At 59.3% G+C, this 25,719-nt stretch carries 26 protein-coding genes; 10 read left to right on the top strand and 16 right to left on the bottom strand.

Going from position 1 to position 25,719, the window contains the following annotated elements; translation table 11 throughout:
- Positions 1-191: 191 nt before the first annotated feature.
- Positions 192-1,607, bottom strand: a complete 1,416-nt coding sequence (gene chrA, locus GGD46_RS21040; RefSeq protein ID WP_184707509.1) for a chromate efflux transporter — start codon at positions 1,605-1,607, stop codon at positions 192-194.
- Positions 1,608-1,625: 18 nt separating this feature from the next.
- Positions 1,626-2,615, bottom strand: coding sequence for a chromate resistance protein ChrB domain-containing protein (locus GGD46_RS21035; RefSeq protein WP_184707507.1), 990 nt, complete (start codon positions 2,613-2,615; stop codon positions 1,626-1,628).
- A 98-nt stretch (positions 2,616-2,713) separates the two neighbouring features.
- Between GGD46_RS21035 and GGD46_RS34420 the strand changes: the two genes are divergently transcribed.
- Genes GGD46_RS34420 through GGD46_RS21020 form a run of 3 tightly spaced genes read left to right on the top strand, consistent with a single transcriptional unit; the run spans position 2,714 to position 5,078 of the window.
- Positions 2,714-3,676 (top strand): Fe-Mn family superoxide dismutase, encoded by a 963-nt coding sequence (locus GGD46_RS34420; RefSeq protein ID WP_184707505.1) that lies wholly within the window; start codon positions 2,714-2,716, stop codon positions 3,674-3,676.
- Between the two features lie 14 nt (positions 3,677-3,690).
- On the top strand, positions 3,691-4,161 hold the full coding sequence (locus tag GGD46_RS21025) for a chromate resistance protein ChrB domain-containing protein (protein WP_184707503.1): 471 nt from the start codon (positions 3,691-3,693) through the stop codon (positions 4,159-4,161).
- A 41-nt stretch (positions 4,162-4,202) separates the two neighbouring features.
- Complete coding sequence (locus GGD46_RS21020) at positions 4,203-5,078, top strand: DUF1259 domain-containing protein (protein WP_409527698.1); 876 nt, start codon at positions 4,203-4,205, stop codon at positions 5,076-5,078.
- Between the two features lie 137 nt (positions 5,079-5,215).
- Here the strand turns inward: GGD46_RS21020 and GGD46_RS21015 are convergent, their stop codons facing one another.
- The 4 genes from GGD46_RS21015 to GGD46_RS21000 all read right to left on the bottom strand — a co-directional run bounded on the left by GGD46_RS21015 (position 5,216) and on the right by GGD46_RS21000 (position 8,354).
- Positions 5,216-5,764, bottom strand: coding sequence for a phosphatase PAP2 family protein (locus GGD46_RS21015; RefSeq protein WP_184707499.1), 549 nt, complete (start codon positions 5,762-5,764; stop codon positions 5,216-5,218).
- 88 nt (positions 5,765-5,852) lie between these two features.
- On the bottom strand, positions 5,853-7,061 hold the full coding sequence (locus GGD46_RS21010) for an MFS transporter (RefSeq protein WP_184707697.1): 1,209 nt from the start codon (positions 7,059-7,061) through the stop codon (positions 5,853-5,855).
- 26 nt (positions 7,062-7,087) lie between these two features.
- Positions 7,088-7,615 (bottom strand): Chromate resistance protein ChrB, encoded by a 528-nt coding sequence (locus GGD46_RS21005; protein WP_313206326.1) that lies wholly within the window; start codon positions 7,613-7,615, stop codon positions 7,088-7,090.
- Between the two features lie 463 nt (positions 7,616-8,078).
- Complete coding sequence (locus tag GGD46_RS21000) at positions 8,079-8,354, bottom strand: metal/formaldehyde-sensitive transcriptional repressor (protein WP_184707495.1); 276 nt, start codon at positions 8,352-8,354, stop codon at positions 8,079-8,081.
- Between the two features lie 138 nt (positions 8,355-8,492).
- On the opposite strand from GGD46_RS21000, the gene GGD46_RS20995 reads away from it, so the two are divergent.
- On the top strand, positions 8,493-9,656 hold the full coding sequence (locus GGD46_RS20995; protein WP_184707493.1) for a nickel/cobalt efflux transporter: 1,164 nt from the start codon (positions 8,493-8,495) through the stop codon (positions 9,654-9,656).
- 322 nt (positions 9,657-9,978) lie between these two features.
- Here the strand turns inward: GGD46_RS20995 and GGD46_RS20990 are convergent, their stop codons facing one another.
- From GGD46_RS20990 to GGD46_RS20955, 8 genes are all read right to left on the bottom strand, one after another.
- Positions 9,979-10,890: a DUF4365 domain-containing protein gene (locus tag GGD46_RS20990; protein ID WP_313206325.1), complete on the bottom strand. Its 912-nt coding sequence runs from the start codon at positions 10,888-10,890 to the stop codon at positions 9,979-9,981.
- A 131-nt stretch (positions 10,891-11,021) separates the two neighbouring features.
- Positions 11,022-11,549 carry an NADH-quinone oxidoreductase subunit B family protein gene (locus GGD46_RS20985; RefSeq protein ID WP_184707489.1) on the bottom strand — a complete coding sequence of 176 codons (528 nt, stop codon included), beginning with the start codon at positions 11,547-11,549 and terminating at the stop codon, positions 11,022-11,024.
- Between the two features lie 12 nt (positions 11,550-11,561).
- Positions 11,562-13,073 (bottom strand): NADH-quinone oxidoreductase subunit C, encoded by a 1,512-nt coding sequence (locus tag GGD46_RS20980; protein ID WP_184707487.1) that lies wholly within the window; start codon positions 13,071-13,073, stop codon positions 11,562-11,564.
- 14 nt (positions 13,074-13,087) lie between these two features.
- Positions 13,088-14,554 (bottom strand): hydrogenase 4 subunit F, encoded by a 1,467-nt coding sequence (locus GGD46_RS20975; RefSeq protein ID WP_184707485.1) that lies wholly within the window; start codon positions 14,552-14,554, stop codon positions 13,088-13,090.
- Positions 14,551-15,216 (bottom strand): hydrogenase-4 component E, encoded by a 666-nt coding sequence (locus GGD46_RS20970; protein WP_112512487.1) that lies wholly within the window; start codon positions 15,214-15,216, stop codon positions 14,551-14,553. Before GGD46_RS20970 ends, GGD46_RS20975 begins: the two co-directional genes overlap by 4 nt.
- Entirely contained in the window at positions 15,216-16,172 is a 957-nt protein-coding gene (locus tag GGD46_RS20965; protein ID WP_184707483.1) for a respiratory chain complex I subunit 1 family protein, read from the bottom strand. The genes GGD46_RS20970 and GGD46_RS20965 overlap by 1 nt, the downstream gene beginning before the upstream one ends.
- Positions 16,163-18,184, bottom strand: a complete 2,022-nt coding sequence (hyfB, locus tag GGD46_RS20960; protein ID WP_184707481.1) for a hydrogenase 4 subunit B — start codon at positions 18,182-18,184, stop codon at positions 16,163-16,165. The genes GGD46_RS20965 and hyfB overlap by 10 nt, the downstream gene beginning before the upstream one ends.
- Complete coding sequence (locus GGD46_RS20955) at positions 18,181-18,483, bottom strand: DNA-binding transcriptional regulator (protein WP_184707479.1); 303 nt, start codon at positions 18,481-18,483, stop codon at positions 18,181-18,183. The genes hyfB and GGD46_RS20955 overlap by 4 nt, the downstream gene beginning before the upstream one ends.
- A gap of 600 nt (positions 18,484-19,083) precedes the next feature.
- Here GGD46_RS20955 and GGD46_RS20950 point away from each other — a divergent pair.
- From GGD46_RS20950 to GGD46_RS20925, 6 genes are all read left to right on the top strand, one after another.
- Positions 19,084-19,923, top strand: a complete 840-nt coding sequence (locus GGD46_RS20950; RefSeq protein WP_184707478.1) for a transporter substrate-binding domain-containing protein — start codon at positions 19,084-19,086, stop codon at positions 19,921-19,923.
- A gap of 53 nt (positions 19,924-19,976) precedes the next feature.
- A complete protein-coding gene (locus GGD46_RS20945) occupies positions 19,977-20,639 on the top strand; it encodes an amino acid ABC transporter permease (RefSeq protein ID WP_184707476.1) in 663 nt (220 codons plus the stop codon).
- Between the two features lie 4 nt (positions 20,640-20,643).
- Complete coding sequence (locus tag GGD46_RS20940) at positions 20,644-21,303, top strand: amino acid ABC transporter permease (RefSeq protein ID WP_184707474.1); 660 nt, start codon at positions 20,644-20,646, stop codon at positions 21,301-21,303.
- 12 nt (positions 21,304-21,315) lie between these two features.
- The gene (locus GGD46_RS20935) at positions 21,316-22,086 is read left to right on the top strand and encodes an amino acid ABC transporter ATP-binding protein (protein ID WP_184707472.1); all 771 of its coding nucleotides are present in this window, start codon (positions 21,316-21,318) and stop codon (positions 22,084-22,086) included.
- Positions 22,087-22,417: 331 nt separating this feature from the next.
- The gene (locus tag GGD46_RS20930; RefSeq protein ID WP_184707470.1) at positions 22,418-23,227 is read left to right on the top strand and encodes an IclR family transcriptional regulator; all 810 of its coding nucleotides are present in this window, start codon (positions 22,418-22,420) and stop codon (positions 23,225-23,227) included.
- 384 nt (positions 23,228-23,611) lie between these two features.
- Positions 23,612-23,848, top strand: a complete 237-nt coding sequence (locus tag GGD46_RS20925) for a hypothetical protein (protein ID WP_184707695.1) — start codon at positions 23,612-23,614, stop codon at positions 23,846-23,848.
- A gap of 225 nt (positions 23,849-24,073) precedes the next feature.
- Here the strand turns inward: GGD46_RS20925 and GGD46_RS20920 are convergent, their stop codons facing one another.
- The gene (locus tag GGD46_RS20920; protein WP_184707468.1) at positions 24,074-24,964 is read right to left on the bottom strand and encodes an aldose 1-epimerase; all 891 of its coding nucleotides are present in this window, start codon (positions 24,962-24,964) and stop codon (positions 24,074-24,076) included.
- On the bottom strand, positions 24,961-25,716 hold the full coding sequence (locus GGD46_RS20915) for an SDR family oxidoreductase (protein WP_184707466.1): 756 nt from the start codon (positions 25,714-25,716) through the stop codon (positions 24,961-24,963). The genes GGD46_RS20920 and GGD46_RS20915 overlap by 4 nt, the downstream gene beginning before the upstream one ends.
- Between the last annotated feature and the right edge of the window lie 3 nt (positions 25,717-25,719).

Genomic DNA, 25,719 nt, shown 5'->3' with positions numbered 1-25,719 from the left:
AACCTCGCATTGAACGCCTTCCTGAACCAGAAGATCCCGCACATCGAACAGGTCGCGGGTGGTGACGATCAAGCGCCGGCATAAACTTTCCAGCAGAAAGGTCAGCAAAGGAAACGAGCCGCATTTTCGCGGAGCGGAAATTCTCGTCAACTTGTTCGCATACAGATCGCTCCTCCGGGCAACTCCGATTGCTAGACCCATCCCATGACGACGCCGTAGACGAGCCCAAGGATCGAGCAGGTTGCAAGCGTCGTGAGCATGCCGACCTTGAAACGGAACACCGCGACCATCGCACCGAGCGTCAGCGCGAAGGAGGCGATATTCAGCGAGCTTAGGACCGGCGCGTCAAAGCTGATCCCGAACCCATGGATCGGGTATGTTTGAGAAAACAGGACATGCAGCGCGAACCACACTGCCAGGTTCAGGATCACCCCGACAATGGCAGCGGTAATGGCTGAAAGTGCCGCCGACAAAGCCTTGTTGCTCCTCAGGCTCTCGATGAACGGTGCGCCGAGAAAGATCCAGAGGAAGCAGGGGACGAAGGTCACCCAAGTGGTCAGCAATCCGCCAAGTGTGGCGGCAAGCAAGGGATTGAGCGAGCCGGGTGCGCGATAGGCGCCCATGAAACCGACGAATTGCGTGACCATGATCAACGGCCCTGGTGTCGTCTCGGCCATGCCGAGACCATCGAGCATTTCTCCGGGTTTGAGCCAATTGTAATGGTCGACCGCCTGCTGGGCGACGTAGGACAGGACGGCATAGGCGCCGCCAAACGATACGGCGGCCGTCTTCGAAAAGAAAAAGCCGATATTCGTGAAGATATTTCCAGACCCGAATACGGCCCACAAGATGAGCGTAGGGGCGAGCCATAGCAGAAGGCAGATTCCAGCGACCCTGAGTGACCAGCCAAAAGACGGCCGCGCGTGCGCCGGTGTTTCCTCACCAAGCGCGGTGTCCGCATCGGCGACCTGTTTCCCGCCGACCTTGGCATGGTTTCCGCCAGGCGAGAACGCCGCCCATCCGGCGCGATTGCCGAGATAGCCAATAATGGCGGCCACAAGCACCACGAGTGGGAACGGAATGTGAAAGAATGCCAGTGCCACGAAGGCTGCACCTGCCAGTCCTCTCAAAACGTTATTTCTCAAGGCACGTCGGCCGATCCGGAGCACCGCTTCGACGACGATCGCCAGCACTGCCGCCTTCAGCCCGAAGAACAGCGCCTGAACCGCTCCGACATTGCCGAAGATGGCGTAGATCCAGCTAAGCGCCATGATGGCGATGAGACCGGGAACTACGAAGAGAATGCCGGCGACGAGGCCGCCCTTGGTCTTGTGCAGAAGCCAGCCGATATAGATCGCGAGCTGCTGGGCCTCCGGTCCGGGTAGAAGGTGGCAATAGTTCAGCGCCTGAAGAAAGCGGTTCTCGCCGATCCAGCGCTTCTCCTCGACGATGATGCGGTGCATGACCGCGATCTGGCCGGCGGGACCTCCAAAGCTCAAGGCAGCCACGCGTGCCCAGACGCGGACCGCTTCGCCAAATGGAATACCGTGGGATGGCGCGCCAGTATGCGGAGAGGGGGAGGCGGGGAGGTTTTCAATCTTGCTCATGGCATGCGCCTCCTTGTCTCAGCCGCGCCTTGCGCGGAAATACTGGTAGAGATTGTCGAAGACCGGCCCGCCATGGAGGATACGCTGTTCGTCCTGCGGGTTGGCGGCGCAGATGCCAGTGATTAGGCTGGCGATGCCCATCGTTTCCTCGCGACCGAATTTTGCATCCTTCAGATCGATGTCATGGACAATCTCGGCGATTGCCTGCAGTGCGGGATCTGCGATGCCAGCCTTGGTGAGGAGGACTTCGAAGCTGCAGCGATCGCCCTCGTGTGTGATCTCGCCCTCGAACATGTCGAAGCGGATTTCGCCCGGATCGGGGACGTATCCCTTGCCGGGTGCAAAGTGGATGGCGGCATCCGGATCGATGAAGCGGCGAATGAGCCAACTACAGGCAATCCGGTCGACATGCACGCCCTTGCGCGTGACCCAGATGCGCCGCTTCAGATCGGCTGATGTGAGAGATTGCGTCGCGGGCTGTTCTTCGACCATGTCCTTGTCCTCTGCGAGCGCTTGCTCCAGTTCCGCAATCAGGCCCTCCGCCGACAGCCGGCCCGTCGCTCCGAAGAAGTCGATCACAGCGATTTCTGCGAGACGCTTGCGCAGGCGATTGGTCTGTGAGCGGATCTCCGCGATGTCCACAATGGCCGCGCCTGCAGCTTCCAGTCGGGCGGAAAGCGTGCGTGCCTCGGTGGCAATCGTTCCGTAGTCTTCATCGCGGGCCGCATCGAACAGGGCGTGCGCCTGCGCGTCGGTCAGGCCGTCGATCAAACGTGCCTCGCACACCATGGCCTCACCGCCGCCCTCAACAATCTCCTTGAGCAACCATTCGAAATCTTCCTGTGTCTCCGCGTTCGCAGGCAACGCGTAGACCGTGCTCTTGACGGCGACGGCGCCGATACGCTGCAGGCGTCGCCAGACCTTCACCCGGAAGTAGGCCGGCTTGCTTGGCAGTTGATGAATCAAAAGCAGCCAGCGGCGCTCGGCGGGTAAGGCATCAGTGCTCATATGCAAACCGTATCATCAAAACTTTAAAATGCAACACTTGTATCATTTTTGATTCAGGCGTAGCGTCGAGGCCGTTGTGTTTACCTAGCGAGGGCACCATGCACCGGATCATGCCGCTCCCTTTCAAACCGCCGCGGCTCGATGGTCTTTCCGAGCGGCTGCTGGCGAGTCACTATGAGAACAACTACGGAGGCGCCGTGCGCCGCCTGAATGCGATCGAGAGACGGCTCGACGAGCTCGATTGGAGCTCCGCCCCCGTCTTCGATATCAATGGGCTCAAGCGCGAGGAGCTTATCGCGGCGAACTCCGCCATTCTCCACGAGATCTATTTCGACGGTCTCGGTGGATCGGGGGATGCGGCCGGAGACCTGGCCGCTGCGCTGGAGCGCGATTTCGGCAGTGTCGCCGGATGGCGCTCGAAATTCTCGGCTTGCGCGAAGGCGCAGGCGGGCGGGTCGGGATGGACCTTGCTCGTCTGGTCGGAACGACATCACCGCCTGATGATCCAATGGGGACAGGATCACACCAATTGCCTGGCCGGCAGCATCCCCATCCTGGCGCTCGACATGTACGAGCACGCCTACCACATCGATTTCGGGGCCAAGGCGGGCGCCTATGTCGACGCCTTCATGCGGAACATCCATTGGGAACGCGTCGCCAACCGCTTCCGGCGGATGACCGCGCGATTGCCCGACATCACACCGGACGAAACCACGGCGCACGAACAGGATATTGCGCCGGAGGATCTGCTGACACGCCTCCAGAGGCAGGAAGACATCGTCGTGCTTGATGTCTGTCTTGCCGAGGACCTGCCGAAGCGGAGCGACATGCTGCCGGGTGCGATTGTCATGCCTCCGGAGACGATCGAAGGCTGGGCCGACGAACTGCCCAAAGACAAGCCGATCATCGTCTACTGTGTCTACGGTTTCCAGGTCAGTGGTGATGCCGTGGCCGAGCTGCGCCGCCGAGGCCTGAATGTGCAGGGGCTCTCCGGCGGAATTGCCGCCTGGCACGCGATCGGCGCCTCGACGGTCCCATTCGCAACTGCTGAAAACCATTAAAGGAGGACAAATCCATGAAATGGGTTACTCGTGAACGCCCGGTCATCGACCGCATTGCCTGTCCCTGGTTGATCGCGAGGTTCATCGACAAGGAACCGGACTTCCTGTTCGTATCGCCCGACCAGGTGCTCCGGGTGGCCCAGGAGACGGGCGCCATTCCGTACGATGTACCTGACGTCGAATATACCCATGTGGGCGAGGGATGCAGTTTTGATGCCTTCGTTGCGAAACATGGTCTCGACAGCGATCCGGCAATCACAACGATCGCCACGATCGTTCGTGGAGCCGATACCGATCGACATGACCTCACGCCGCAATCGGCAGGGTTGCTCGCGATCTCCATGGGCCTCCGGGACCTGACCCCCAATGATCACGAGGTGCTGAAGCATGGCTTCGTGATCTATGACGCGCTCTATGCCTGGGCCTCGCGGCGCAAGGCGGAAACGCATAGCTGGCCGCCCGGTCTGAAGCCGCCCGCGGCTTGATCTCAACCAGATGCAGGGGGCATTCAAGAAGGAGCAAGATGATGCGAAGAGCAGCAGCCATCATTGCAATCCTGCTATCGATCCTCGTTACGTCGGCCCATGCCGACCCCGATTGGGTGGCGGTTGGCAAGGCGCTCGGTCGAACCGGCGCGCAGGTGGCTGGCGGAGTCTATCGTGTCGGGCTGCCGCGCTCGGATCTAAAGGTCATGTTGGACGGTGTGCAGCTCAAGCCGGCGTTCGCACTCGGCTCCTGGCTTGCATTCAAGCCGATGGGCGACCACGATGCCATGGTGATGGGCGATCTCGTCCTGACGCAGCCGGAGGTCAACCCGGTGATGATGAAGCTGATCGAAAGCGGGATCGACGTCACCGCTCTTCACAATCATCTGCTGCGTTCCGACCCTGCGACCATGTACATGCATGTCCTCGGACATGGAGATGCGATCAAGCTCGCAACGATCCTGCACGCGGCGTTGCAGGAGAGCGGAACGCCGCTTTCGGATACGCAGGGTAGTGTTTCCCCGGCTGCGATTGAGCTCGACACCGCCCTTATCGATGAAACCCTTCGCCACAAGGGCAAGGTGAATGGCGGCGTTTACCAGATGAGCTTCCCTCGAGCCGAGGCGATCAAGGACGACGGCACGGATGTGCCCGAAGCGATGGGCTCTTCGATCGCCATCAACTTCCAGCCGACCGGCAATGGCAAGGCGGCGATCACGGGTGATTTCGCGCTGATTGCTTCGGAAGTCAATGCGGTGTTGCGGGCGTTGCGGGAAGGCGGCATCGAGGTTACCGCCATCCACAATCACATGCTCGACGACGAACCTCGGCTGTTCTTCATACATTTCTGGGCAAACGACGATGTGGGCAAGCTGGCTCGAGGTCTGAGGTCGGCTTTGGACAAGGTGAGCCTTTAGCATTCGTGACCGTCTCGGATTGCTCTCAGGCAATCTCTCGCGCGGGTGGTCGCCAACGAAGCCTGTACTTTCTTGTTGGATCCTGGCGTGCTGTCGGAATTCGCAACGTGCAAATTCCCGGGACCGATATTGTGCGCTTAGAGAATGCTGGTGATGAAGCGATCGACACGCGTTTCCGGTTTGTAGAGGGTTTTGACCAGGATCGCCGCGACAAGCGCCGTCAGCGCGCCGCCCATGACGTCGCTGACGTAATGTGTGCCGATATAGACGCGCGAAAAAGACACCAGAATTGCTGACATCAGGAAGAAGAGCCCACGCTTCGGCAGCTTGTGGATAAGGAAGGCCGCGGCTATCGCAAAGCTCGCCGTTGCGTGATCCGAAGGGAACGAAGGATCGCTGCTGCGCTCGATCAGAAGCCGAGTGATCCCAGCATCATATGGGCGGATGCGATGATCGAAGAGCAGGATGATCTGGTTGATTCCGAGCCCTATCAGGAAGGTCAATCCAGCCGCGACCAGGACGTGGCGCGTATTTGCCCGCTCTGAGCCGCTCCACCATTGAGCGGCGACCGCAAGGATGAGCAATGGAACACCGATGTTGGAGATCGCGATCAGGACATGATCCACAAGGCTGTTTCCGGACAAGCTGTTGATCCATCCGGTGATAGCGGCGTCGAGTTCGTACATCTGGTCTCCTATCATCTCACAAGGGGATGCCTCAGTCGGCTGACACCTGCCTGAAGCGCCGAAGCGAGTGAGGACGACGGTGGGCGCTTCAAGCCCTCTTGAAGCGTTCCTTAAAGGCGAGCAGGATCAAACCCGCAATGGAGGCGAAAGCAGCGCCAGCGACGAAGGTGCTGTCAGGCCCGATCCATTCCCATAGTCCGCCGGCAAGGATGCTGGCGCATAGCAGGGCAATTCCGGAAACGAGATTGAAGACTCCGAAGGCTGTTCCCCTCAGATCGCTTGGAGAGGCGTCCGCGACCAGCGTTGCAAAGATTCCTTGCGTGAAGCCCATGTGCAGACCCCAGAGCAAAACGCCAAGAACCAGCCCCGGTAGCCCTGGAACGAAAGCGAGCGTCAGATCTGCTGCAATCAGAAGGCCGACACCGATCAATAGCAACGTGACACGGCCAACACGGTCGGCAAGGGCTCCAACCGGATACGCAGATAGCGAGTAGACGAAATTCATGCCGATCAGCACCAGCGGAACCAGCATGACGGGCATATTGAACCGTTGGGCATCGAGCAGCAGAAAAGCCTCGCTGAACCGGGCAAGCGTGAAGATCGCTGCAACACCCGTTACAAGCCAGTATGTGCCTGGAAGACGCAAGAGATCTGCTTTTCGCAACGGAAATTTCGCGCCCTTGTCGCTCGGCGCTTTTGGCGGTTCCTTGACGACGAAAAGGATGAGGCCGACCGCTACGAAGGCTGGAATAACCGCAACCCAGAAAACCGTGGCGAACTGATCGGATGTCCACCACATGAGAAACAGCGCGAGCGCCGGGCCGAGAAAGGCACCGACCGTGTCCAGGGACTGTCGCAGTCCGAAGCTTGCGCCGCGAACTTCCGGTGGAGATATATCCGCGATCAAGGCATCCCGCGGCGCACCGCGAATACCCTTGCCGATACGGTCGATGAAACGCGCCGCAACCAGCCAGCCGATCGACGGCGCAATCGGAAAAATCGGCTTGGTCAGTGCGGCCATCCCGTATCCCAGCAGGACCAGCAGCTTTCGCTTGCCGAGCCAATCGCTGATGGCTCCGGAGAACACCTTCGTGATCGCCGCGGTCGCTTCCGCGATGCCTTCGATGATACCGACGGAGAGCGTCGATGCTCCAAGAACGGTGACCATGTAGACAGGGAGCAGGGCGTGGATCATCTCGGAGGAGACGTCCATGAAGAGCGAGACGAAGCCCAGTGCCCAAACACCTCCCGGTATCGTTGGCGTCGACCGCCCGCTCTTTCCTGTGACATCGACCATCGGCAGGCCCTTTCGGCGCATCTTGTTCAGGCGCCCTTGTTTTCTTCGTTGGCTTCAAAAACCTGGCGCGCATAATCGTCCAGCAGTGTCTCGCAGGCTTTGAGCTTCTCGGCAGCTGAGGTTGCCAATTGTGCGTCGTAAAAATCGAGCTTCCTGATCCGCTCGAACCATTCCTGAAGCTTCCTCAGGTCTGTGTCTTCTTCTTCGAGCTCGGCATATGTGAACTTCTGCTTGGATATTTCCTTCGCGATTTCCGCCTCGAAGTCGTCGCAGCGTCCGATAAACTCCCGATAGAGTTCATCGCGGTCTGCATTGAAGCGTTCGATCACCTTGTTGAGCTGAGCGTCATCGAGAGGTGCCGAGTCCAGCAGCACGGACTCTCCACCCATCTCGGAGATGTCCAGCTCCGACATCTTCAGCCGTCGAAGGTTCTCGTCTGTGCGGGGCAGGAGACAAACCCCGTTCTGAAGGTAGATCGCGCCCAGTCCCTTAAGGCGCCGCCATAGGGCGACCCTGCGCGCAGCAGGCTCGGCGGGCACCTTATAGGTCAGCAAGATCCATTGACCCAAGCCGTTTCTCCACTCTGTTACGGCCGTTACATTTTCTGTGTGCGATAGCATAGCCTGATCGTTATGGTCAAATCTGTGCCTGAAGCGAGTTGCCTCCGGTCCCGCCAGGTCGGCGCGACAGAGACAAGGCATTCGACGTCGGTATCGCGGGAGGAAAGTTCACGCGCTGCGTAGGCGGCATGGCCCGCAGCGACGACAACAGTCGGCTTCAGACGGCCCAGCGTTTCATTGAGGGACTGGCAGAGTATATCCGGAGGCCAGTTGATCCGTGATTGTGGCTCTGTTCCAAATCCGGACCAGCCGGCAGGGGCTGCCTTGAACCCCAACTTAGGCGCTGCCCGCGGCGGGGTCATTTCCAGTTACGTCGAAATCGAACTGAGTGCGGGCAGGAGCAGGATCGACCGACCTTTTGCGACTTCCTTGGGATACACCGACGACATGAAGCTTCCTATTTCAGGTAGGCGCGGAGCACGTCGATCAACTCGGCCGCACCTTCGTCGCGCTCCTCTTGCGATAGTTCCGCTGCTGCGACATGCATCAGGATATGATCCTCGATGACCTCGGCCATCAACCCGTTGACCGCCCCACGGACGCCGGCGATCACCTGCATGACTTCCGCGCAACCTTTTTCCTCCTCCAGCATCCGTTCGACACCTTCCATCTGCCCGCGAATGCGGCGCACGCGGTTGATGAGTTTCTGCTTTTCGCGAACGGTGTGGGTCATACGGGCACTCCTTATGGCGGCGAGTTCGAACCTTGATCCTATCGCCTAGCACAGGAAGGCATAGAATTTCAAAGTTGACAATAGTTAATATACCCCCCTATGGTATATGAAGAAGTTGCCCGTCGAAAGTTTGCCCCCATGTCATCTCTCGCAGATCTCCTGCAGCAAGGCGCCGCGCACGCCTGGCTGTTCATCCCCACCGCCATCCTCCTCGGAGCCCTGCACGGGCTGGAGCCGGGTCATTCCAAGACCATGATGGCTGCGTTCATCATCGCCATTCGCGGCACGGTCGCCCAGGCAATTATGCTCGGACTTGCCGCCGCCATCTCGCACACGCTGGTCGTCTGGGTCGTTGCGCTCGGGGGGCAATATCTCGGCCGAGGGATGGATGCCGAGACGACGGAACCATATTTCCAGATCGCGTCGGCGGTCATCGTCATCGGCATTGCCGCGTGGATGCTCTGGCGCACCTGGCGCGAGCAGCGGAACGAAGCTGGCCACGATCATCACCATCACCACGATCATGCCCACGATCACGGCGAAGAGGTTCGCAAGATCGATACGGGTCACGGTGTGATGGCACTGGAAGTGTTCGAGGATGGTGTGCCGCCACGTTTCCGTATTCGGTTCGAAACGGGTCATGGCTGGCATGCAAGGGATGTGACGATCGTCACGGAGCGCGCCGATGGTGCACGCCAGGCTTTCGTCTTCGCCGACAGGGGAGGATATCTTGAGAGCCTCGTCGAGATTCCTGAGCCGCATGAGTTCAAGGCAACCGTCAGTTTGGGTCACGGCGATCATACCCATGACTATGAACTGATGTTCGACGAACATGGCCACCATCACGAAGGCCTCAATCTCGGAGGCGATGGCGAGTACATGGACGCCCATGAGCGCGCCCATGCCAATGACATCGCCCGTCGCTTCAAGGATCGCAACGTGACCAATTGGCAGATCATTCTGTTCGGTCTGACGGGTGGCCTTGTTCCTTGCCCGGCCGCGATCACGGTTCTGCTGCTCTGCCTTCAGCTCAAGCAGTTGTCGCTCGGCGCGGTCCTGGTCGTCTGTTTCAGTATTGGACTTGCGGTGACGATGGTGTCAGCCGGAGTTCTGGCCTCGCTCAGCGTGCGCCATGTCCAGAAGCGTTGGTCGGGCTTCAACACCTTTGCCCGGAGAGCGCCTTACGCCTCGGGCATCCTGATGCTCGTGATCGCTCTTTATATGGGATATTCAGGAGTGCGTGGCCTGGAAGGTGGTCACGTTCCGGAGGCGGCTGCGATTACAGGCTCTGCCGGGTCTTGATTGTTATTGGGAGCCGGGAAAGCGGTGATCTTCGGCTTCATATATTGAGATGCGCTTCGGCGTGCGTCGCCACCTCACAATCGATGCATCGAGCGCAGGACATGCTCTAGTCTGTTGAAAGCTGTTTCGATTTGACCTCCGGTTGGTACTGACCCGGCTAAGCGGAGGCAACGCAATAAATACGCCCTTTCTTGCAATGACTGTAATCTCTCGCACTCGATATCGCGTTGTCGCCGGCGTGACGATGTCTCCGGTTGAGAAATGCCGGCCGATGGCTATCGTTGGCTCGGTTTGCCGCGATGCCGTCTTCATTGCATCTCAGTCAGTCATCTCGCTCATCGGAGCCGCGCACCACTCCTCGCCTTCGCCAAAAGGCAGCCTCCTCCTCGGCGGTGATATAATCGTCTGTTTCCAATGATGGCGGATCCGGCTCTTCGGGGTAGCCTGCTTCCAGAAACTCTTCCGCTTCCAGATAAGCCAAGGCTTCCGGTCGAACCTCGACCTCCAGCACATGGACCGCCACCTCGCCGGAATATTCCTTGATCGGCTCGACGTAGGAATAGCATGCCCAAGGGAAGAGCTGGATCATCAACTCATGAAGATCACGTGCCCGAATGCGATAATCGATCCGCATCTCCGGTTCACCTTCGTCCAGAATGATGCGCAAATTGCCGAAGACTGGAGAGGAATCGACCCACTCGTCCCAAATGAATATTGCCGTCTGTTCGCCAATTCTTTCCATCAAGGCGCGATCGACCGCAAATGCCGAACGCAACAATCTTTGCTGATCCGATGAGATGCTTTCCTCGAAACCCAATCGAGCCGATGCATCCAGTGTGTTGGATGCCGGAATGGCGAGCAACGGCTCTTGTCCGAATGCATCGTATGGTTCCCTCTGAACCCACTGCCACAGAACGTCACCCCGATCGGGGTCGAACAGGAACACGCAAACCGAAAGGGAATGGGATGCCCAGTAATCCAGGCAGTGCCTTTCGACCTGATGAAGGTAGTTGCCGCTGTCGTCCGTGCCAGACGACATCAGCCTGATCTGCATCGGCAGAAAACGACCGGTTGACCACCCGTCCTTAAGGATCTCGGCGCGGGCATCCAAGCCGCTCTCCTGAGGATACGATACCCGCCGAAGACACCAGTTAAAGTCTCGGACAAAGATCTTTTCGACAGCGTCGATAGCAGCGCAGATGGCAGGGTCCGTGTGAGCGGCGCTCAGGGCCACGAGGCGCCGCCGTCTTCGGGACAACTCCCCGCTACCGGCTGTCGCAAAGAAGCGATATACCGCCATCCCCGCGGCAACGATTGTCGGAATAACTGTCTGTAGACGTCCAGCCATTGAACTTTGCCGTCGAACTAGCCGGTTCCCTCGCTTACGTGATCGAGCACTGCCAGCAAACCCTTCAGAATGTCCGTCGGGGACGGCGGGCAGCCGGAAATATGCACGTCGACCGGCACGATCTTTGACACACCGCCGACCACGGCGTAGCTCCCGGCGAAGCAACCGCCATCGCGCGCACAGTCACCCAGCGCAACGACCCATTTGGGATCCGGCATGGCATTATATGTCCGCTCGAGAGCTTCCGCCATGTTCTTCGTCACGGGACCGGTGACCATCAGCACATCGGCGTGGCGAGGCGAGGCCACGAACCGCATGCCGAACCGCTCGATATCGTAGAAGGCGTTGCCGAGAGCCTGTGTTTCGAGTTCGCATCCGTTGCACGATCCGGCATCGACGAAGCGGATCGCCAGGCTGCGACCGAGCCTGCGCCGCGCTCTCCTGTCAACGGCAGCCGCGAGCTCTTCCGCCGCCGCATCCGCGCTGACCGGTGCGGGTTCCGTCAAAGGCGGACGGATCAGGCTTTCGAACAGGAGCTTGCGCATGGTCTCTTGCCTCTACAGATCGTGCCCCGAATATGAGCAGTTGAACGACTTGTTGCAGAGCGGAAAGTCGGCGACGATATTGTCCTTGATCGCAGCCTCCAGCAGCGGCCACTGAAACCAGGACGGGTCGCGCAGATGGCAACGTTCGATCTTGCCCGCGGGCGTCAGCCGCAGCCATGCCAGGACATCACCGCGGAACCCTTCCACAAGCGCCACGCCCTCCCGCGTTTCATTGACAGTTGGAACGTCCGCAAGGATCGGGCCATCCGGCAGCCGGTCGAGAATCTGCTCCATGAGCAACAGGCTCTGTTCAACTTCGCGGATGCGGATCCATATCCGGGCGTTCACGTCACCGTCGCGAAGCAGCGGGACGTCGAAGCTCAGTTCGTCATACGGCGGATAGGCAAGGTTACGCCTGATGTCGAAGCCACGGCCCGCTGCCCGACCGACATAACCGCCGGCGCCATACTGGCCGGCAAGTCCACTCTCCACTGTGCCCGTACCGACCGTCCGGTCTTGAAGCGAGGCCGTGTTATCGTAGAGTTCCACGAGCGCGGGAAATTTCCGGCGGAGTTCGACATGCAAGGCCCGTAGACTGGTCATTCCTTTGCTGTCGAGATCAACCGCAACGCCGCCGGGCACGATACGGTCGCGCATCAGCCGGTGCCCGAAAGCGGCCTCAGCCGCGCGCAACACATGTTCACGCAACACGGCGCAATGGGCGAGCATCAGCGCGAAGGCTGCATCATTGCAGATGGCGCCAATATCGCCCAGATGGTTGGCGAGCCGCTCCAGCTCGGCCATCAGTGCGCGCAGCCAAACGGCGCGTTGCAGCACTTCAAGCCCAAGGGCTGCTTCCACCGCGCGCGAAAAGGCATAGGCATAGGCGACGCAGCTGTCGCCAGATGTCCGCCCGGCAAGCCGCAGCCCGTGAGCCAGATCGCCGCCTATCATCAACGCCTCGATCCCCTTGTGGACGTAGCCGAGCCGCTCCTCGAGGCGAACGACGGTTTCACCATTGGCCGTGAAGCGAAAATGCCCAGGCTCGATGATCCCGGCATGCACCGGTCCGACCGGAATTTGATGCAAGCTCTCTCCGTCGGTGGGCAGAAAGGCGTAGGAGAGCTCGGAGGCAGGCGCACTGCACTCTCCGAGCGGAAAGCGCAGATCCCAGCGGCCATGGTCGAGCCACGGCCTATTATCCGGGAGGCCCTCCGGCACCAATCCCGTCAGGTCATGGAGCGCTCGTTCCAGGCGCAGTGCCGGCGGGTGGTATTGCGCGATGGAGGGATAACCGCTCTGCAATTCCTCGAGGCTGAGGACCGCGACCATGCCGGTTTGTTCGTCGAGCAGCGCCAAGTGCACGGCGCCGCGCTCACCCCACAGGCCAAGCATCGTCAATTGTCCCTCTGACAATCTCGACGCAGCCGAGATCCAGGTGGAAGAATCGACAACGGCGCGCGGCCAGGGCTTGTGATGCGAAACTGGACGACTGTTGCGTATGAGATCATCTAACATCGACATAATCCGGCCTCGCTTCATCGAAGAAGATTGGCGATATGCTGAAACCAGGTAACCATCTGGGGCGGCAGGTAAATTCCAGCCGCCAGCACCAGCGCCAGATGCAGGAACATCGGCAGGTATGATGCTTCGGCCGGGGCGAGACTGCCGCGCGGCTGACCGAAAATGGCTCCCGTCAATCGCAGCAATAGAGCTCCGAATGCCACCAGCAGGCCAAATACCAGCGGGATGGCGAGCAACGGCTGCTTTGCGAAGGTCGAACTGACGATGAGGAACTCACTCATGAAGATGCCGGCCGGCGGCAGGCCGGCGATGGCGATTACGCCTGCCAGCAAGCCCCAGCCGAGCCCCGGATGCGTCTCGGTAAGGCCGCGAATGGCGGAAAGCCTCTGCGTCCCCTTGATCTGGGCGATATGCCCGACAGCGAAGAAGATCGCCGATTTGGTCAGCGAATGCATGACCATATGCAGCAGGCCGGCAAAATTGGCGAGCGAGCCGCCGAGCCCGAAGGCAAAGACGATGATGCCCATATGTTCTATGGAGGAGTAGGCGAACAGGCGTTTGATGTCGCGTCGGCGGTAGAGCATGAAGGCGGCAAAGATCAGCGAGATGAGCCCCATCGTCATCATAAGCGGCCCGGGGCTGATGGCCTCCGGCGTGGCGGCAAGCAATATCTTGAAACGCAACACGGCATAGAGCGCGACGTTGAGCAGCAGGCCGGAAAGTACTGCCGAGATCGGTGTCGGCCCTTCTGCATGGGCGTCCGGCAACCAGGCATGAAGCGGTGCCAGTCCGACCTTGGTGCCATAGCCGAGCAGCAGGAAGATAAAGGCGAGGTTGAGAAGAGCCGGGTCGAAGCCGGCGGCATGTTCTACCAATGTCGTCCAGACCATGGCGTCATAGCCGGTGCCGACAACCGCCTGCGCAGCGAGATAGACGAGAATGGTGCCGAACAGCGCAAAAGCGATACCGACGCTTCCAAGAATGAAATATTTCCAGGCAGCTTCCAATGCCTCGTGGGTACGGTAGATGCCGACCATCAGCACGGTGGTCAGCGTCGCCAATTCCACCGCCACCCACATCAGGCCGATATTGTTCGACACGAATGCGAGGTTCATGCCGAACATCATGATCTGGTACATGGCATGGTAGAATCGCAGGTTGGCGGGTGTCAGGCGGCCGATCTCCAGTTCATGGGCGATGTAATCGGCGCTGAAGACGCTGGTGGTGAAGCCGACGAACGCATTCAGGACGATGAAGATGATGTTGAGATCGTCTACGAGCAGATATCGGCCCGGCGGTGGCCTGGCGCTGAAAAAGAGCGAAAGCGCCGCAAGCAGCGTCAAAAGGCTCGCGACAACGTTCAGCCGCGCCGTCATGCGGTAGCCGGGCAGCAATGCCAGAAGGGCGGCCGCAGTGATCGGAATGACAAGGACGGCTGTGACCGCATCGAAGCCGAGAATGGAGGGGGAGAGGGCGCTCATTTCCGCCTCCTCCCCTTGAAGTCGTCCAGTGCCCGGACATCGACCGTATCGAAACGCTCGCGGATGCGGAACAGGAAGACGCCGATGACGATGAAGGCGATCAGGATCGAAAAGGCGACGCTGATCTCCACCACCAGCGGCATGCCCTTGGCGCCGGTCGCCGCCAGCACCAATCCGTTTTCCAGTGACATGAAGCCGACGACCTGACTGACGGCATTGCGGCGCGTAACCATGATCAGCAGTCCCAGCAGCAAAACCGACAGGGCGAAGGCGAGATCTTCCCTAGCGATCGGATCCGCCGACGGGGTCACCCGCAACATGACCACCGTGGCCAGCGCCACCAGCCCCAAGCCGGCGAGCATGGTGGGGCCGATGCCGACGACGGTCTCGATCTCGCGGTGGATGCCGAGTTGACGGATCATGCGGTGCAGCACGACAGGAATGATGATCGCCTTGAAAATGAGAGCGATCGCCGCCGTCACGAAGAGATGCGGTGCATCCTGGATGACGGCTTGCCAGGCGACCGATAGTGTCAGCACCAGCGAATGAAGCGCAAAGACGTTCAGCAGAGCATAAAGACGATCCTGATAGAGCATCATCATGCTGACAAGCACCAGGCCGCCAGCGAGCATGTGAGCGATGTCGAAGACCGAACCGGTCATCAGAGCCCCCTCGACACGAAGCGCAACAGCGCCGCCAGCAGGCCGAGCATCAGCGCTGCGCCGAGGAAATCCGGCACGCGAAACACGCGCATCTTGGCCGTTGCGGTTTCGAAGAGTGCCAGCAAGGCTCCGCATGCAGCAAGCTTGGCGAGATAGGCGGCCAGTCCCACTAAGTAGGCAAGCGGCCCGGCTCCGAAGGCGACAAGTTTCCAGGGAACGAAAAGGCAGGCGATCAACGAAATATAGAGCAGCAGCTTGAGCGATGCGGCAAGCTCGATCATGGCAAGGTGCCGCCCGGAATATTCGAGCACCATGGCTTCGTGCACCATGGTCAATTCCAGATGGGTCGCGGGGTTGTCGACCGGAATGCGGGCATTTTCGGCAACGGCGACCATGATGAGAGCAATGAGAGCAATCGCCAGCGAGACCCGCAGCCCGACCTGCGGCGAGGTCATGAAGGCGGCGATTGAGGAAAGCTGTGTCGAGCCGGCGACCAGGGCAAGCGTGAAGATGATGAGCAGCATCGAAGGCTCAGCAAGCGTCGCAATCATCACCTCGCGGCTCGAGCCGATGCCGCCGAAGCTGGTGCCCACATCCATACCGGCAAGCGCCAGGAAGAAGCGCGCGCTTCCAAGCAATGCGATGATGGCGATCAGATCCGCGGTCCAGCTGAAGAGGAGGCCGGTGGCGAAGGTCGGGATGAGGGCCGCCGCCACCCATGTGGCGGCAAAGATCAGGTAAGGTGCGGTTCTAAACAGCCAGGACGCGTTTTCCGCAACCACCGCTTCCTTGCGCAGAAGCCGGATGAGGTCGCGATAGGGCTGAATCGGGGAGGGGCCACGGCGGCGCAGCAGCCGCGCCTTGAAAAGGCGCACGAGGCCCGTCAGCAGCGGCGCCAGCAGCACGACGATCGACATCTGGAGGGCTTGGACGAAGAGGGCTGATATCATGACCATAACGCCAGTGCCAAAAGCAGGAGGACGAGCGTGAGAAAGACCAGGCTCAGGTATCGCCGGATGGTCAGGAATTGCAGGTAATTTAGTTTTTCGGCCGCAAAGCCGACCGCGCCGACGATGGGCAGATAGACACCTTCCCAGACATGATCATGCATTTCCAGCGTGAACCGCGCCGGCCTGATATCGCCGGGTGGCGGCATGGTGACCCGATCGCGCGCGCGAAAGATCAGCGTGCCGAAGACGCGCCGGATAGGCTGAGCGAAACTGCTGGCGGTATATTGCGTTGCCGGATCGCTTATCGGGAAGCCGCAATCCCAGGCTGGCGCCCGGCGGATGCGTCTCGAGCCAAAACGGTGGACGAGATAGGCGGTGAGCGACGCCGAAAAGAGAATGAAGAGGAAAACGAGCAAGCCGTTATAGGAGCTGCGGGCTTCGGCGATCGGTACGATCGACAGCCATGGAATGTCGGTTTGCGCCGGCATGCGCTGACCGATCAGCGAGAGCGTCACCGGCGCGAGTGAGTCGATGACGATCCCCGGCAGCACGCCGGCGGCAAGGCAGAGGAAAGCCAGCGCCGACATGGCGGAAAGCGAGAAACCGTCGACCTCCGTTGCCCGTTCTGCCAACCCGGTGCGGGGGCGACCGAGAAACGTCACGCCGAAGACCTTGACGAAACAGGCAGCAGCAAGGGCAGCGGCAAGGGCGAGCAGGCCGCCCACCGCTGGCACCAGAAGCTTCAATCCCCACTGAGGCAGGGCAGGGCTCTGCAGGACGGCCTGAAATGTCAGCCATTCGGAAACGAAACCATTGAAAGGCGGAAGAGCCGAGATTGCGATGCAGCCGACAAGAAAGACCACGGCCGTTACCGGCATACGATGGATGAGCCCGCCGAGTTTTTCCATGTCCCGTTCCCCGGTCGCCGTCAGCACGGCTCCGGCGCCAAAGAAAAGCAGGCTCTTGAAGAATGAGTGGTTGAGGACATGGAATAGTGCGGCCGTCAGTGCCAGGGCCGCAGCCAGCCCCATGCCGTTCGCCTTGAAGGCAAGCGCCAGGCCGAGGCTGACGAAGATGACGCCGATATTTTCAATGGTGCTATAGGCGAGCAGACGCTTGAGATCGCTTTCCATCAGCGCGTGCAGTATGCCGAGAACTGCAGTGATGCCGCCGATGGCCAGAACGACGATGCCGAACCACCAGGTCGGCGTGCCGAGCAGATCAAAGACAACACGGATGAAGCCGTAGACCGCGACCTTGGTCATGACGCCACTCATGAGCGCGGAGACATGACTGGGGGCAGCCGGATGCGCACGCGGTAACCAGACGTGTAGCGGCACCAATCCAGCCTTTGATCCGGCGCCGACCAGCAGCAAGGCGAGCACCAGGCCTGAGGTCAATGGTGCGTGTTCGGCGGCTTGCATGGAGGCGAAACTGTAGTTGCCATCCGGTCCGGCAAGCAGACCGAAGGCGAGCAAAAGGGTAAGCGTGCCGAAGCTCGCCATGACGATGTAGAGATATCCGGCTTTCCGGTTGTTGGTATCCCGATGATGGGAGATCACGAGCGCCCAGGAGGCGAGCGACATGAACTCCCAGGACATCAGGAAGGTGAAGGCGTCGTCCGCGAGGATAACGAGGCTCATGCCGGCGATAAAGGCCGGAAAGAACGGCAGCACTCGGTGCGGCGCGTGCTCGTGGCGGCCATAACCGAGGGCATACAGGCTCGAAAGCATGCCGCCGAAATTGACGACCGTCAGAAAGAAGGCGGATAGCGCGTCCAGACGGAAATGACTGCCAAGCCACGGCAGGCCGATGGGAAGCACGAGCGAGGATGCGGCGTCGGGAGAGGTCGCCGTGGCGAGTGCGTCGACCGCTATGGCAAAAGCGATTGCCGACAGACCGAAGCTCAGACCATAAATGAACTTTATCGCCTGTTTCGACCGGGCGATGAAGGCCGCAAAGATTGCAGTTGCGAGCAGGAAGGCCGAGCATGACAGGATCGCGGATAGGGCGGTCATGAGCGAGATCCCGTTCCTCGCCCGTACGTGCCGGGTGCCCCATGTTCCGGCCGCCTGGCCTTCAGCCTCACGCCGCGCCCTCCATCCTGGCTGACGGCGCCCTCGTTGATCACCTCTATGCCGGCTTCGTTTAGGGCCGCTAGCAGCCGCATCAGGGAATCGACATTGCCGCGCACGACATCGGCGCTTGCCTCCATGCGTTGGATTGTCGGAACGGATATGCCCGCCAATTCGGCGAGCTGGCGCTGATCTATACCAAGAAGGGCTCTGGCGGCCCGCATCTGAGCGGCGGTGATCATGGCGGAACCATCACTTATGCTTCATAAGCTCTGATGTTAGAAATTTAGCGTATGCTTACTGATGTTTCAAATCACAATTTTGATGCGGCATCTGCACGTGGAAACGGGCACGACCTAGTCCTTAAAAAAGAGAGAAGGAAAGCCTGACGGTTTTCCGTCCGGCTTCGGAAAGATGTTCGCTCTGAAATCCGGGAAGGAGCAAAGAGCTCGGATGTCTCCGATACGCATCCGCTTTTTCTCTCAAAGATTGTGCGCTCTGAAGCGCAACATGGGGCGTTCGGGAAGACGTTGCTACAGGACCGTTCAGTTCTGGGGCTGGTGATGCCAAAATATCAGATGAACTGGACCCTCTGCATGGCGCCCATGGAATTCCACATCCAGCTCCACGATTCACCCAAAAGTTGGGTCCGGCCATAGCGTCACCCATCACGGCATGGTGCGTCGGGATCCTGTCTCAAGGGCGCAATTTCCTGAACGGCTCGAGTTCTTTTGCGAGATGGCTTGACAAGACGTCAACAATGCCACCTTCTGAGTGAATCCAAAACAGCGGACATATGTCCGAAATATTGGACAGAACAAATGTCACATCAGGGGAACGCCATGACGTCTTCTTTTCGGATCGGCCTGATCGCGCTGGCCGCAACTACAATTCTTTCCAGCCCAGTTTTCGCCGCAGGAAGTAAGCTCGATGAGGTGCTTGCCCGCGGCCACCTCGTTATGGGGACGGGCAGTACAAATGCGCCCTGGCACTTCAAGAGCGCCGATGACAAACTTCAGGGTTTCGATGTCGATATGGGCCACATCATCGCCAAGGCTCTCTTCGGCGACCCTGACAAGATCGAGTATGTCAACCAATCGTCTGACGCTCGCATTCCGAATATCACGACAGACAAGGTCGATATCACCTGCCAGTTCATGACCGTCACCGGTGAGCGCGCGCAACAGATTGCCTTTACGATCCCATATTATCGAGAAGGCGTTGGGCTCATGCTCAAGGCGGACGGCAAATATGCCGACTATGCGGCGCTGAAGACTGCCGGGTCATCTGTCACGATCTCCGTCCTGCAGAACGTCTACGCAGAATCGATGGTTCACGCGGCGCTCCCGAATGCAACCGTCGACCAGTACGACTCCGTCGATCTCATCTACCAGGCACTAGAGTCCGGTCGCGCGGACGCTGTTGCCACCGACCAGTCGTCGCTGGCTTGGTACATGACCCAGAACCCGGGGAAATATAAGGATGCCGGCTACGGCTGGAACCCGCAGACTTACGCATGCGGCGTCAAGCGCGGCGACCAGGATTGGCTGAATTTCGTCAACACCGCTCTTCATGAAGCCATGACGGGCGTTGAATTCGATGCCTATGCCAAGTCGTTCAAAACCTGGTTCGGCAAGGATCTGGCGCCGCCGCAAATTGGCTTCCCGGTCGAATATAAGTAACTGGCTCGAGGGGGCGGGGCTTTCCCGCTTCCTCCTTTAAAGGGCGGCCTGCCATGGGTTATACACTGAACTTCGCTGCCGTCTGGCGCAACTTCGATTTCCTTCTTAGCGGCTTGATGCTGAGCCTCGGCCTGGCGGTGATCTCGATCTTGATCGGGGCTATCCTCGGTTTGTTCGTTGCCTTCGCACTGCTGTCCAAGAACCGTGCCGTGGTCGCGCCGGCGCGAATCTATGTTACCGTAATTCGCAATCTTCCCATCCTCGTGCTCGTCCTGTTCGTGTTCTTTGCCTTGCCGCAGATGGGCTTCCGGTTAGACAAGATAAAGAGCTTTGTCCTGGTCCTCTCGCTCTATTCGGGAGCTTACCTCGCAGAAGTATTCCGCGCCGGTTTGCTATCGATACCAAAGGGACTGACCGAAGCCGGGCTGGCGATCGGCTTGACGTCGATGCAGATACGCACGTCAATCATAGCGCCCCTGATGATCCGCAACGTTCTCCCGTCGCTGTCGTCGACCATTATCTCCCTGTTCAAGGATACCTCGCTTGCGGCGACGATTGCCGTGCCCGAACTGACCTTTGCGGCGCGCAAGATCAACGTCGAAAGCTTCCGCGTCATCGAGACCTGGATGGTTACCTCCGCCCTCTATGTCGTGACCTGTTTCCTCATTGCCGCCGTGATGCGTGTCGTCGAGCGGCGTCTGGCATTGCCGAGGTAAGCCGATGTCCCACACGTTTCTCGAACAACTTTGGATCGCCCGCTACGTCATCCTGAACGGGATTGCGATGACGGTGTCGATTTCCTTCCTCGCCATTCTTGCCGGTTCCATTCTCGGCGTTTTCGTCGGCCTCGCGCTGGTTTACGGAGGCGGCCTGCTGCGACTGATCGTGCGAGCCTATACCGACGTCATCCGGGGAACGCCCGTTTTGGTACTCGTTCTCGCCAGCTACTACGTCTCAAGCGCGGTCGGCATCGAGCTCGGACCTTTTTCGGCAGGCGTTCTGGCGCTGGCGATCTTCTGCTCGTCGCATGTGGGGGAGATCGTGCGCGGCGCCCTACAGGCAATCCCGAAGGGACAGACGGAAGCGGCAAAAGCGATCGGGTTGACATTCCCGCAGACGTTTACTTCCGTCCTTTGGCCGCAAGCGCTGCGCCAATGTCTGCCAGCCTGGGTCAACACGGCGGCGGAAATGGTGAAGGCATCGACACTGCTGTCGGTTATCGGGGTCGCTGAGCTGCTGCTGCGAACGCAGGAGATCATCTCCCGCAACTTCATGAGCCTGCAGTTCTACTTCCTGGCCGGCGCTCTCTATTTCATCGTTAACTTCGGTATCGAGCGCTTCGGCAAGTTCGTCGAGCGCAAGACCACCCTACCATCCTGAGGAGGCCGCGAGATGGCCAAGACAATGCTTGAAATCAAGGGCCTGCGTAAGACCTACGGGCAGCACGAGGTTCTCAAAGGCGTAGACTGCTCCGTGGAAGAAGGCGAGGTCATTTCTATCATTGGTTCGTCCGGTTCCGGCAAGACGACGATGCTTCGCTGCGTGAACATGCTGGAAGAATTCCAGGGGGGCACGATCAGCCTCGATGGCGAGGAGATCGGCTATCATGTCGAGGGATCGACGCGTCGGCGAAAGAGCGAGAAGGAGATCGCTCGTCAGCGCGCGCTCACGGGGATGGCCTTTCAGCAGTTCAATCTCTTTCCGCACATGACCGCAGCCCAGAATGTCATGCTGGGGTTGATCAAGGTCAAAAAGATGCCGAAGGCCGAAGCGCGGGGGATCGCCGAGCGCTGGCTGGATCGTGTCGGACTATCGGCACGCACCAATCATTATCCCGGTCAGCTTTCCGGTGGGCAGCAGCAACGCGTGGCAATCGCCCGCGCGATCGCGATGTCGCCGCGGCTCATGCTGTTCGATGAAGTGACCTCGGCGCTTGATCCCGAATTGGTTGGCGAAGTCTTGCAGGTCATCAAGGGTCTGGCGGCAGACGGCATGACCATGCTGCTGGTCACGCATGAAATGCGGTTTGCCTACGAAGTGTCGTCGCGCGTCATCTTCATGAACCAGGGTGTTATTTGCGAACAGGGTGATCCAAAGGAGATGTTCTTGAAACCTCAAACGGAGCGGCTTGCCGAATTCCTCAGAACGTCCAGCTTCAACTAGAGTGAACCTCCGAACAAGGGTGACCCAGTGTCATAGAATGGGGAAGGGGCCGTCAGACAGAGGCCTGTTCCGTGTCGCTCGATGAAAGACGATCGCCGCCAGGTTGTCGAAAAGCTGATTGCCATACTTACGACGGCGGGTTACAGCGCCGAAGACGCCGTGTACGCAGGCGTGCGACCAAGGGACCGGCGCACGCCTGGCATATTAACGGCATATCTGTTTCGTATCCGTCGACGTGAGTGTGTGCCCAATCGCGCATGCTGGTCGACTGCGAAGTCGAAGGCCGTTGCCTGGCTTGCCGCGCGATACGCGCCAAAAATTGGAGAAGAGCATGGCCGAGACTGGAGTCGACACGATATCGCGGCGCACGCGTGGATTGGATCGTGCCTTTGAGATACTTGAATTCCTGAGGGTCAAGCGCCAGCCAATGCGACCAAACGAGATCGCTGCGGAAATCGGTGCGCCGCGATCCTCGGTCTACGAACTTGTCAATCTCCTGCTCAGCCACGGTATGCTCGACTATTACGGGGGCGATGGCCGGGTCTTTCTTGGTCGTCGGCTCTATTTCCTCGGAACGGCCTATGCCGAACAGTTCGATCTGATGCGAGAATGCGAACGCATGCTGGGACACCTCGCTGAGGAGACCAGGGAAACAGCCCAGATGTGCCTTCTTGAAGGCAACAAATATACGGTGGCGATGATGCGCGAAGGTGTCAGGCCCTTTCGTATTTCCTCCAACATCGGCGAACTCGTACCCATTCCATGGACCGCTTCGGGGCGGCTTCTCGTTTCGCATTTGTCCGATCAGGAAATTCTCGATTTCATCCCGCCTGACGACTATGTGCTGCCTGACGGCAGACGCCTCGATCCATCGAATTTCATCGGCCAGGTCCGTGGCGCAGCACGCGACGGCTATTTTACGTTCAACAGCGAGGTAGAAAATTTCACACATTGCTTCGCAGTGCCGATCCGTCAGGCCGAGGGCATATGTGTTGCCACGCTTTGCCTCGTCGCTCCGCGAGAGGATGGCCTTCGCCATCGCGAGCCATATTTGGCTAGCCTTCTTTCGGCAGCCAATGAGATTTCTGAGAAGCTTGGATACAATGCCATCGACAGAAAAGTCGCCAATCTAGGAAGCTAGACCCGCCAGTTGCCTTGGCTCGGTGCCGTAGGCTCCATGACAACTCGCAGTGTTGTCAGCGCGCGATCAAGGTGACAGTAAGCCAATTTCTGTCCATACCCGAGGTACGGATCGAATCCTCGGGGTGCATGGCATGGCGATCCGCGCTGTCGATATGTGGCGCAGAATGCCTGTGGCTCCGTAGCCGCGTGCCGAAAGTGTGCTGTCTGAGCTCCAGGCAGGCGCGTCGACGATGCCCGACATCCCTGCGACCGAGAATGCCAATCCCCGAAGGCGGATGCAGCATTTCACTGTATCGTCACTCATTGACGCGGGCATACTTCGCCACGATAAGATCGAGCCGAAAAATGTGGCAAGCGCCAGCGAGACAATAACAGGAGTGTAATAGTGAGCGAACCGACCGTAGCAGATGCAATCAACCGTGTTTATGAATCGCTCCAAGCGGACAATGCCGACATCGACTTGCATATCACGACTCTCAAGGCAGCTTTGACCCGAGCCGGTTTGAAGGAGGCCGTGTTCGATCCGGCTAGACTCGCGCATAATAATCGTTCCGGCAGGAAACTTATGCAGGCCTACTTTCGGCAGCGCGGCGTAACGGTGAAATTCACCGCCTCGTGACGCCTTTCAATGATGTGTGACGGGCCGCAACATACATCGAGTGGATCACCCTCAATGAGGCCGGAAACCAAAGTTTGGCCTTCGGACACGCATTGAGGCGCCGCACCCGTTCCGGGGTGCGATGCTGTCAAAGAAACTTGGCAGATCTCCACCCCGAAGCGGTCATTCCATCGAGGTTGAGCCGGGTGAGGCCCGCTGCGTTAAAGTTTAGGAACAGACGCTCAGTTAGTCACCGATCTTGCCCGGTCGTATCGACATGCTGGCGGTGATGGTTTCGTCTTGTTCCAGAACTTTCATTCCGTGACGCGCCGCGCCTCCAGGCAAATTGAAGGCGTCGACCGGATGGGAGACCGGTTCGAAACAGAAAAAGTCGGCGTCAGCGGAGGGTGAGAAGACGACATACTGGTCGAGCTCTTCGCTTGCCGTGATCGTCGCGTTGAGGCCGCGCCCTGGCCAGGAGATCTGCGCATTGCCATCCCATCCGCGGAACCAGTTGTTGATCCAGCGGTTCGGCAGTTGACGCGGCTCGTTGAAGTCCATGTCGGCATGTTGGGCAATCGCATTCTTTGCAGCGGGCAAATGGTCATCGCGCTCGAGCCAGACTTCGTCAGCCGATGCCGTTAGGCGGGTATCGCGGTCACGGACAAACCAGGGATGAAAGCCGACCCCGAAGGGCAGCCGTATCCCTCGGTTGATCACCGAAAGATGCATCACGAGTGATGGTCCTTCGAGAGCGTAGCGCATCTCCGCGTCATAGCGGAAGGGGCCGGGGCCAGCGGCGGAGAGCTCAAGCGTCAGGCTTTCTCGCGTCTGTCCTGTGATGCTCCAAGGCATTGCAAAGGCATTGCCGTGGATCGGATATTTTTCCGTCGAAATGTTGCGTTCGATGGCATGGAACTGCCCCTCGAACGTGAAGCCTCCGCCGGATACCCGGCCGGAAAACGGAACCAGCAGGACATTGGAAAGCTGGAACGGATGCTCGGTGCCGTCCGCAACGCGGCGGAAGATCGGCTGCCACGCGACCCCATTATAGACATCATAGCCTATTGCTCCGGCCCCGAGATCGGGGCGGATGCTTATCCGCGCCAGGTCGTTGTCGAGCGTGATGGCCATCACCAGCCGCCATCGATTGCGATATTCTGGCCGGAAATCATGTCCGAGGCCGGCGAGACTAAAAACAGGGCCAGCTCCGCTATATCCGCGGGCTGGATGCGTTTCTTCAGCGATTGGCTCTCGATGATCCAATCATTGTATTGCTGCAGCCGATCCCCAAAGACGCGCTCCTCGGCTTCAGAGACGACCGCGCCTGGCGAGATCGCATTAACCCGGATCCCATGCGGACCGAGTTCGCGGGCAAGCGATTTGGTAAGCCCGTACATGGCGCCCTTGGACGCGACATAGGGCACATAGCCATCCCATCGTCCGTTGAGCGTGATCGAGCAGAAGTTGACGATCTTGCCGTACCCCTTCTGCTTCATAGCCGGCGCCACGGCGCGCGTCAGTGCGAAGGCTGCTGACGAATTCACCCGTAACTGGTCTTCATATTCTTCCAGAGAAAATTGCTCGAAGGGCTTATTGATGATCAACGCTGCATTGTTGATCAGTATATCGATACCGCCATGGGCCGCGGCGAGCTCGGCTATTTTCTGCTCGCTCTCGGCGAGGCGGTTGAGGTCCTGTCCAACATAGAGCGCATTGCGACCGGTTTCAGAGGTGATACTTGCGGCCAATGGCTCGCCATTCTCTGCCCCCGGCCGGTCGAGCAGGAGCACAATTGCCCCCGCTTCAGCGAGCATTCTTGCCTGCGCCCGGCCAAGAGTACCGAGCGCACCGGTCAGTAGCGCAGTTTTTCCCGAGAGAATTGCCATCTC

Origin of the sequence: Martinezella lusitana, from assembly GCF_014207095.1 — a bacterium.
Lineage (GTDB): Bacteria > Pseudomonadota > Alphaproteobacteria > Rhizobiales > Rhizobiaceae > Rhizobium > Rhizobium lusitanum_B.
The sequence above is the reverse complement of the archived record's forward strand: the minus strand, read 5'-3'. Positions and strand labels throughout refer to the sequence as shown.